General features: G+C 67.2%; 10 protein-coding genes. 3 read left to right on the forward strand and 7 right to left on the reverse strand.

Annotated features, from left to right (window positions below; translation table 11 throughout):
• The first annotated feature begins 18 nt into the window (after positions 1-18).
• Together ACZ4U1_RS23600 and ACZ4U1_RS23605 are read left to right on the forward strand one after the other, a co-directional pair.
• A complete protein-coding gene (locus ACZ4U1_RS23600; protein WP_467905687.1) occupies positions 19-1,536 on the forward strand; it encodes a GntP family permease in 1,518 nt (505 codons plus the stop codon).
• Between the two features lie 37 nt (positions 1,537-1,573).
• Complete coding sequence (locus ACZ4U1_RS23605) at positions 1,574-2,179, forward strand: hypothetical protein (RefSeq protein ID WP_467905689.1); 606 nt, start codon at positions 1,574-1,576, stop codon at positions 2,177-2,179.
• 3 nt (positions 2,180-2,182) lie between these two features.
• On the opposite strand, the gene ACZ4U1_RS23610 is transcribed toward ACZ4U1_RS23605, so the two are convergent.
• The 4 genes from ACZ4U1_RS23610 to ACZ4U1_RS23625 form a co-directional block, all read right to left on the reverse strand.
• Entirely contained in the window at positions 2,183-3,526 is a 1,344-nt protein-coding gene (locus ACZ4U1_RS23610; RefSeq protein ID WP_467905691.1) for a M14 family metallopeptidase, read from the reverse strand.
• 221 nt (positions 3,527-3,747) lie between these two features.
• Positions 3,748-4,374, reverse strand: coding sequence for a hypothetical protein (locus tag ACZ4U1_RS23615; RefSeq protein ID WP_467905692.1), 627 nt, complete (start codon positions 4,372-4,374; stop codon positions 3,748-3,750).
• A 17-nt stretch (positions 4,375-4,391) separates the two neighbouring features.
• Positions 4,392-4,610 (reverse strand): DUF397 domain-containing protein, encoded by a 219-nt coding sequence (locus tag ACZ4U1_RS23620; protein ID WP_467905694.1) that lies wholly within the window; start codon positions 4,608-4,610, stop codon positions 4,392-4,394.
• An 8-nt stretch (positions 4,611-4,618) separates the two neighbouring features.
• Positions 4,619-5,470, reverse strand: a complete 852-nt coding sequence (locus tag ACZ4U1_RS23625) for a helix-turn-helix domain-containing protein (protein ID WP_467905696.1) — start codon at positions 5,468-5,470, stop codon at positions 4,619-4,621.
• A gap of 206 nt (positions 5,471-5,676) precedes the next feature.
• On the opposite strand from ACZ4U1_RS23625, the gene ACZ4U1_RS23630 reads away from it, so the two are divergent.
• The gene (locus ACZ4U1_RS23630; protein WP_467905697.1) at positions 5,677-6,096 is read left to right on the forward strand and encodes an ATP-binding protein; all 420 of its coding nucleotides are present in this window, start codon (positions 5,677-5,679) and stop codon (positions 6,094-6,096) included.
• Positions 6,097-6,136: 40 nt separating this feature from the next.
• On the opposite strand, the gene ACZ4U1_RS23635 is transcribed toward ACZ4U1_RS23630, so the two are convergent.
• The 3 genes from ACZ4U1_RS23635 to ACZ4U1_RS23645 all read right to left on the reverse strand — a co-directional run.
• The gene (locus ACZ4U1_RS23635; protein WP_467905699.1) at positions 6,137-7,393 is read right to left on the reverse strand and encodes a DUF1266 domain-containing protein; all 1,257 of its coding nucleotides are present in this window, start codon (positions 7,391-7,393) and stop codon (positions 6,137-6,139) included.
• A 39-nt stretch (positions 7,394-7,432) separates the two neighbouring features.
• A complete protein-coding gene (locus ACZ4U1_RS23640; RefSeq protein WP_467905701.1) occupies positions 7,433-7,801 on the reverse strand; it encodes a hypothetical protein in 369 nt (122 codons plus the stop codon).
• A 43-nt stretch (positions 7,802-7,844) separates the two neighbouring features.
• Positions 7,845-9,106 (reverse strand): RHS repeat-associated core domain-containing protein (locus tag ACZ4U1_RS23645; protein ID WP_467905703.1); only part of this gene is annotated, 1,262 nt, incomplete at its 5' end.

The following is a 9,106-nucleotide window of genomic DNA, read 5'->3' on the forward strand; positions in this document are numbered from 1 at the left end:
TACGTAGAGGACCCCCGTATGTCCTACTTCCTCGCCGCCCCCGCTCCAGCCACCCCACCCCACACCGGAGGCCTGCTCCTCCTCCTCGACGGCACCCCCGGCCTCCTCACGGTCGCCGGCCTAGGCATAGCCCTGCTCCTCTTCCTGATCATCCGGGTCAGGCTCCAGCCGTTCGTCGCCCTGCTCGCCGTCTCCGTGGCCGTCGGCCTGCTGGCCGGCCTCTCGGTGACCGAACTCTTCGGCACGGTCCAGCGCTCGGACGCGGTGTCCACCATCGAGTCCGGCATGGGCGGCATCCTCGGCCACGTAGCGATCATCATCGGCCTGGGGACGATGCTCGGCGCGATCCTCGAAGTCAGCGGCGGCGCCGAGGTACTGGCCTCACGCCTGCTGACCCTGTTCGGCGAGCGCCGGGCCCCACTCGCGATGGGCCTGACCGGCCTGGTCTTCGGCATCCCGGTCTTCTTCGACGTCGGCATCTTCGTCCTGGCCCCGATCGTCTACGCGGCGGCGAAGCTCCCCCAAGAACCTCCGACAAGCTCCGGTTCAGGGGGTACCCCCACCGGCAAGTCGATCCTCCTGTACTGCCTGCCCCTCCTGGCGGGCCTGTCCATGACCCACGCCTTCCTGCCGCCGCACCCGGGCCCGGTCGCCGCCGCCGCACTGCTGCACGTGCATCTCGGCTGGGTGATCCTCATGGGCATCGTCTGCGGCGTCCCGGCCGTCCTGGCCGCCTGGGCGTACTCCGCCTGGGTGGGGAAGCGGATCTTCGTCGCCGTACCGCACGACATGGTGGAGGCGGCGGCGGAGGCGAAGCGAGCGGTGCGGGCCGAGCAGACCGGGCGGACCGGGCCTGGGGAACAGCCGGTCGCCCTCGGCGCGGTCCTCGCCATCATCGGTACGCCGCTGATCCTGATCCTCGCTGCCACCTTCTCCTCGATCACCCTGGACCGGTCCCCCGCCCGCTCGGTGATCGAGTTCTTCGGCCACCCCTTCGTGGCCCTGACGATCGCCCTGCTCCTCGCCTACTACGTCCTCGGCATCCGGCGCGGCTGGTCCCGCAAGTCCCTGGAAACGGTGTCGACGGCGTCCCTGAAGCCGGTCGGCAACATCCTGCTGGTCGTCGGCGCGGGCGGGGTCTTCGGCGCCGTGCTGAAGGCGAGCGGGGTGGCCCAGGCCCTGTCGGACACGTTCCACGACGTGGGCCTGCCCGTGATCGTCCTCTCCTACCTGATCTCGGTGGTCCTGCGCGTCGCCCAGGGCTCGGCGACGGTCGCGATCGTGACGATGGCGGGCATCGTGGCCCCCCTGCTGACGCAGGATCACCACTCCCAGGCCTTCACCGCCCTAGTCATCATGGCCATCTCGGCCGGCTCCATCTTCGCCTCGCACGTCAACGACGGAGGCTTCTGGATGGTGGCCAAGTACTTCGGCATCAGCGAGCGCGACACGCTGCGGACCTGGACGGTCCTGGAGTCGGTGCTGTCACTGGCGGGGTTCGCGGTGGCGTCGGTGGTCAGCGTGTTGGTGAGCTGACTGGTTCCGGCACAGGGAAGTCGTCCATACTGCCGCCGTGGAGCAGCGCATAGGATCGAGCAGCGAGCCGTCGAAGGCCGAGCCGTTGAAGGCGGAGCCGTCGAAGGTCGAGTTGTTGAAGACGGAGCCTGTCACGGGCGCCGGTTTCGACCCGGCCTTCATCCCAGGGATCACGGGCCCGAGGCCGGGGCAGCCGGTGTCGAAGGAGCCGGATCCCGAGGAGGCGACGGCTGAGGAGCTGGAGTCCGGGACGGCGACGGCCGAGAAGCCGGCACGGCCCGCCGAGGACCGGGTGACGGACGCCGAGGAACCGGCGGTCGAGGACGACCCGGTCGACGGTGCGACCGACGACCCGGCGACCGACGGCCCGGTCTTCGAGGCCTCCGACCGCCGGGCGCGGATAGTGGCCGACCGCAAGGGCGTACGCCTCAGCCTGGACGAGGAGGCCTGCGAGTTCCGCTGGGACGAGATCGCCGCCGTCGAGACCGAGACGCCCCGCTTCGGCAAGCGCTACACGATCACCGTGTACACGCCTGACCGCCGCTGGTACCCGATCGAGATCGAGGCGGCGGCCAGGGCGCGCTTCAAGGAGTGGGACGAGCAGCTGGACGCGGTGCTCGACGCCTACTTCGAGGAGGCGTAACCCCTAGCTGCAGTACTGGGCGGCCTTGCCGATCGACCGGTACATACAGTCGGCGTTCTCCAGCAGCTGCAACACGGCGTCCTTGTTCCGGGAGGTCTCCCGCTCGATGACTTCGTCGGGCGGGTAGAACCCGCCTCCCGAACTGGACGTCGGATACATCTCGAAGGTGTAGTCGAAGATCTTGTGCACACCCCAGAGGTAGTCGTCGATGGACCCGTCAGTGATGTAGAGATCGCTGGCCTGCTCCGCGGTGTACCCGTTGCTGGCGGCCATCTTCCGCCCGACGGCCTTGAAGGCGGCGGCGTCGTCGGCCGTCATCCCGGTCGCCGTGTCGTTGTAGGTGTAGCCGAACGGCCACAGCACCAGCTCGCTGTAGGTGTGGAAGTCGATGCCGGCCTTGATCTGCTGCTTGCCCCCGACGACCCGGCCGCGCACGAAGTCGGAGACGACCTTCACCTCGGGCGCGGACTCGGCGGCGGACCCACGGTAGGTCTCGGAGGACGTCGACCCCGACGACCCGCCGCAGCAGCCCCACTTGTAGTTCCAGTTCCGGTTGAGGTCCGTCCCGACGTACGAGGACCCGGAGTTGGGCTGCCGGTTCTTCCGCCACGACCGGTACGACCCGCTGGCGATGTCGTACTCACCGCCGTCCGGGTTCAGATCGGGGACGATCCAGATCTCCCGGCTGTTGACGACGTTGGTGACCCGGGAGTCGCTCCCGTACCCCGCGCCGAGTTCGCGCAGCAGGTAGAGCGCCATCTCCACGGTCAGGTGCTCCCGAGCGTGCTGGTGAGCGGTGAACAGCACCTCCGGCTCGTCCTCGTCGCTGCCGACGTTGTCACTGACCTTGATGGCGACGATGTCCCGCCCCTGGTACGACTTCCCGATCACCCGCTTGCTCATGATGCCCGGGTAGGCGGCGAGCCGCTGGTCGATCTCGGCGTTCATCTCGGCGTAGTTGTGGTACTTCGAGTCGGCGCTGGGAAAGTCGTACAGCCGCGCTTCCGACCGCTGCGGCGCGGCCCCCAACGGCTGCACGTCGTACCCGAGTCGTCGGAGCTTCCGGATCTGCTCGGCCCGCCCGGAGACGACGACACTCTCCTCGTCGGCCTCGTCGACGGTGACCCCGGTCGCCTGAATGGCCGTACGGGTGACGGCGTTCGTGCCCTGATGAATCTCGTACTGCCGAACCTCATCGTCGGCGGCCCCGACCCTGCGCACGCCGTCGGCACTGGCGCGGTCGAGGCCGGCCGAGACCGGAGCGGCGAGGGCGAGCGCCAGCAGCGCACCGAGAGCGGCGGTACGTCTGCCGCCACGCGCGCCGGAGCCGCGGATGCGAAGTCGCATGAACTCTCCTTGTGGGGTGGAGGTGGGGATGTTCCCGTGCGACGTGCGGATGCGAACCTGCGGGGGGCCTTTCGTGGGGCTCCCTATGGGTCCGCTGTGCGGGTTGGCGCTCATGGTGAGGCGTTGACGTGATCAGGTCAATAACGGAGGGGGTGGCCGTCCGAAAACGACCGGAGCGGCCGGCCGTCCGATTCCCGCCGCCTCGTCACCGCCGCCCGCCCCTACCGGCCGACGACAGCGGTGACGACCGAACCCGGCGCCACCCCGGCGACCGCGTCACCGGCCAGCCGGACCTCGGCACTGTGCGGCGGATCCACGAAGTCCACCGGCCGCCCGTACCGAAGAATCCCCTCAAGCGTCACGAGCGGCGCATCATCTCCCGTACCCGCGTCCACCCCGACCCCGAACCGCTCCCCGACCCGCACGACGCCGCCCACGCAACGCACGATGCAGGTCGCGGTCGTCGCATCTCTGTCCCCCACCGAGTGGATCTGCATTCTGGCGTCGGCGCGCGTGACGATGAGCCTTTCTTCGTGGTCCAGGACGACGACCCGTTCGCCGCCGTCGACGATCACCAAATCGTCCTGGCTCGGGCACCAGAGGTCGTCGAGCCGCGCGAGTACGGCCCGGTAGGCGGCCCGCGCCGCCGTACGAGCGACAGGCCAGCCCAGCCAGACGTCCTGTCCCACGTCCTCGACCTCGGCGAGCAGGGCGCCTCTCAGCTCGTCCACGCCGAAGTCCGAAACGTCGACGTGCTTCTCAGCCCGCTGGACCAACGCGGCGAGCCTGTCCGGCGATCCGCCCAACGCGTCAAGAAAGCCGTCGTACATGCTCTCGAACGCCTCCATGGCGCCCAGTACCTCACTCAGCCGGGGAGGCACCCGACCGCTCCGGCGGAGGGAGTCGCCTTCACGGCTTCGAGGAAGGTGGCGAAGGCGGGGGCGGGGAAGGTGAGGGTGGCCCGGGCGGGGGCTTTGGAGTCGCGGATGGATATGTGGGTGTCGAGGTGGGCGACTTCGACGCAGGTGTTGCCGTCACCTCCGCCGGAGTAGGACGACTTCTGCCAGCGAACGGCCTGGGTCATCGGGCGCCTCACAGTTCCTTGATCAAGCGGTGGACGAAGTCCCGTGACTCCACGGGCGTCAATGCTGCCTTCGCCACCTTATTGAGCAGGTCCCGGAAGCGCGCCAGCTGGGATTCGGCATCGATGAAGGCGGTACCGTGAGGGGCGTCGCGCAGCACCGTGTCCAGCCGGGGAAGCGGGCCGCCCACGTACATCATCTCGATGCCGGCTCCGGCGAACCCCTCCTTGGAGAATGGGATGACCCGCACGATGGCGCGCCCGTGCTCGATCGCTCGCAGCACCTCCTGGAGCTGGGTCCGAGCGGCTCGGCGGTCCGACACCAGGATGCGCAGCGCCGCCTCGTGGATGATGGTCTCGTAGGGCGTCGGAACGTCACGTTCTAGTACGTCCCTGCGCCTCATCCGATGCTCTACCCGAGGTTCCAGCTCGCTCTCCGGAAGCTCCGGGACCATGTAGCCGAAGACGGCGCGAGCGTAATCCGGAGTCTGGAGCAGCCCGGGGATGTGGCTGGTGACGACCTCCTGCAGGAACGTGCCGTGGTGCTCGGTCTCGGCGACGTCCAGAAAGACGGGTGGGAGTACTCCGCGGTACTCCTCCCACCAGCCGTGGGTGCGATCGGTGGCCATCGCGACCAGTGCCTCGATCAACGCCTGGTCCGCGCAGGCGTAATGGGCGGCGAGACGCCGTACCCGCTCCTCGCTGACGCCCGCGAGACCCGCTTCTACCTGGCTCATCTGAGCCGAGGTCGAACTGAGCAGCGCCGCCACTTCCCGGGCCTTCAAGCCGGCCGACTCCCGCAGCCTGCGCAACTCGGCACCCAGGCGTACCTGCCGCGCCGTGGGTTGGCTTCTCGGCGCCACGTGTCCTCCCGACCCCTCAACCACCCTGTCTCAGTGCCCCGTTAGAGCACCAGATTACGCGACGGCTTGCGCGAGGAAAAATTTTTGCTCTACCGTCGGTGACGTAACGCACACGCCGCGGAAGCGCACCGTGCCGTCCTGCCATGACGGCTGCGGCAATGCCACCGCGCGTCAATCCCTCCCAAGCTGACCGGAGTTGATGACGCATGCCCGAAAACGAGTCCATCGAGTCCTGGGACTACACGCTCTACATCCCCAACGACCTGAGAGCGGTGACGGTGTGCCGTCAGACGCTGCGGGTGATCCTGACGATGCACGGCCTGACGGGGCTGGCAGACACGGCGGAGCTGCTGGCGGCGGAGTTGGTGTCGAACGCGGTGCGGCACACCAAGGGGCCGGCGGCGCTGCGGGTGCGGCGGTCGGCGCAGGGGCTGGTGTGGATCGGGGCGTGGGACACGGACCCGGAGCCGCCCGAGCCGCCGGTGCCGTTGGAGCAGGTGCTGGAGTCGGAGGAGGGGCGGGGGCTGGGGCTGGTGACGGCTTGCGCGGAGTACTGGGGGTGGCAGCCGTCGGCGCGGTTCGGGGACCGGGGGAAGTACGTGTGGTGTGAGCTGGGGGTGGCGTGAGAGCGGGCCCTGCACGCCACCGGGAGTGATCAGGTGGCCGTCATCGGAACGGGATGGTGAGCCAGGGGCTGCCGGGGTCGGACATCAGGATGCGATGAGCCTCGACCATGTTCTGGTACCAGCTGCCGAACTCTTCTTCGTCGAAATGAAGAGAGCGCCCGAGGATGAAGCCGGTGGAGAAGTCCTGCCACGACTTGTAGGTCAGGGCGGCGGCCCGTCCGGCTTGGATAACGGCGGACTCGGCCTCCTTCAGGGTCCCGAAACGGGCCCCGAGTCCCCACCGGGCCATGTTCGAGGCGCGCCCGAGATCCCAGGCGTCGACGGAAGAGACGTACTGGTTCTCACTGAGGACACCGTCGGCGCGCATGCGGGCCTCGTAGCGGGTGATCCGTCCGATGAGTCGTTGCACCCCCTCGATACGGGCCTCGACTTCGGACTCGGGTCGGGGTTCGGTCTTGGTGACGCCGTCCTCGGTGACCACGACGGAGCCTTCGGAGTTCGCGCGGATGACGTTGGCCACGGCTTGCTTCCAGTACCCCACGTCGACGTGCCCGCCGAAGTCCCGGGCGATGGTGCGACGCAGACTGAGGGCGAAATCCCATACGGCACTGTGTGATTCCGCGGCGAGCAGGCCGTTGAGAGCGGACAGCCACTCCTCACGGCTGGTAATGCCCCACCACTCCCGTAGCTGCTTCCGCTCCCTGGGATAGCCCGAGCCGTGCCAGGCCATGCAGTTCCAGAAGAAGTCGTTGTTCACAGGCAGAAGGGCCCCACAGGCGAGGCCGTGGGCGACGGGGCCGTGCAGGGGACCGCCGATGCGGAGAGTGCGCAGACGCGGCGACTGTTCCTGAGCGGGTGCCTGCTCCCCGTACCGGGCCCAGGCCGCCGAGTGCGGGGGTGCCGAGGGGAGGAACGCCTCGCAAGGACTTCCGGGATTGATAACGATCGTGGGTGGATCGGTCGGCTCCCATGCTTTGGCGAACCACTCAAGGTAGTTCCAGTCGAACACTCGGTGGGGCTCCGGCGCGGGCAATATGCCCTCGGTGTATACGGCCCAGATCCGCCCGCCGGTGACGCGCGGGTCGTACCCGAAGACGGCATACGTCGCACTGGGTGTGGCATCCGCCTTGTCCTTCTGTATCTCGAAGAACAGCCTGCTCTGCGCGAGCGTTCCGAAGTACGCCGCCCAGTCATCACGCCGCCTGGCCTCGAACAACGCCCGTTCGATCTCCGACGGTGGCGTCCAGGTGGAGGGCGCGGGAGGAGGAAAACCGCCAGGCGGCGGACTGAACGACATGTTAGCACTTACCCCCATTTTCTTGGTCCGGAAGGGCCATCATTGATCACCGTACTCTTTGGATAGGCGCTCACGTAGACGCTTCACCTCTGCGACGAGCAGCGGCACTACTTCTCTTGCCATTGCGATGAAGGCGGCATTTTCTTCCCAGCGACCGTCAAGGCAATCGACATAGCGGGGATGCTGCACCAAGGTCGCTGCAACCAGTTCGCGGTGATCGAAAGCCGGCCATCTCTCGCCTTTCCCTGTGTCTGGCGCTGTACTGATGCCGACAAGACTCATGGCTTGATCGTCGTCAAGATTTCGGACAAACCATGGCCCCGGCGTAGCCGCGGAACATAGTTCCTCGATTTCTTCCAGGTCGACGTCTTTGGCGCCTTCCGTTGACGCCTCGTGATCCTCGCTCATCCTCTTTCACTCTTTCATTGCGTGACAAATTGCCGCGAGTCACCTAGTAGCGCTCAGTCGAGTAGCCGAGTCGCTCGGCATTCTTGAAGAATCTGCTGTCATTCGTAATGATCGGCAATCCTTCCTGTATTGCGGAATGTAGGACCATGGCGTCGTGCTCGTGGATCATGGGATTAAAAGACTTCCCCTTCCACATGGATCTAAGTCTTGCTTGGATATCTGCGACCCCTTCCGCTGTCGCTTCAGGGCCCATTCGACCATCTCTCTCTGAGAGCCACTTGGTGATTGCCTCCGAAGCGTGTCCGCCCTCTAGAAGTTCGCGGTACGCCTGAGGTGAGAGAACAGGTGACCTTCCAGCCAAGGCGATATCTACTTCGGCGCTCCGGATTCCCTTGAGTGCATCGGTAACGGGGTTCGTGTCGACGGCGACGTATTCAGGAGCGAGGCCGAGTGAGTCAGTCCATCGATGCGGGTTCTTGATGTACGTGGCCGGGTTCGGAGCCGCGTCCAGACCAAGGGGGTCGGGACTCAGGTAGCGGGCTGTCTCGGGATCGTAGTGGCGGAAGTAGTTGTAGTGGAGCCCGGTTTCCGGGTCGTAGTACTGGCCTGGGAAGCGTAGGGGTGTGTAGGTCGTGCTGTCCGTTGCCCATGTCGTTGTTCCCCACAGGGCGCTTCGAGTGCGCCACGCGATCTCCCCCTGCTCGTCCACCAGCTCGCTGGGGGTGCCGACGAGGTCGGTGACGATGGCGAAGAAGCGGGAGTCGATTTCCTGCTGGGGAGCTTCCGCTGCGGTGATGCGTTCTGTCTGGGTGAGGGGGCGTAGGCCTTGGTGGTCCCAGGTGAGGGTGACCGGGTGGGGGAGGGCGGCGGATGTCGTCGTTTGTTCGCAGAGGGTGGTGCCGTCCCAGGTGAAGTCCACCCGCTCCACGACCGTTTCGCTGTCCCCCGCAAGGCGGAGTTTTGCTGTGCGGCGGCCCAGGGGGTCGTAGGTGTAGCGCCAGCGGGTGCCGTCGGGGGTGACCACCGAGGTCAGGCGGTCTTCCGCGTCCCATTCGTAGCGCCAGGTGTCCGGTTTGCGGGACAGGCGGGATTTCTGGCGGAGGGTGATGCGGCCGAGGGCGTCGTGTTCGTAGCGGACGTTGCCGGCTCGGGTGATGCGGGTGCCCGTGTAGGTGCGGGGGCCGGTCGCCTCCGCGCCCGGGTGGGTCGCGGGCCAGGTTGCCTGGGTTTGGTTGCCTGCCTCGTCGTAGGCGTACTGTTCCGTCCATCCGGCCGCGTGGACCGCCGTGACCCTGCCCGTCGCGT

This window comes from Streptomyces sp. NPDC028928 (assembly GCF_055564915.1).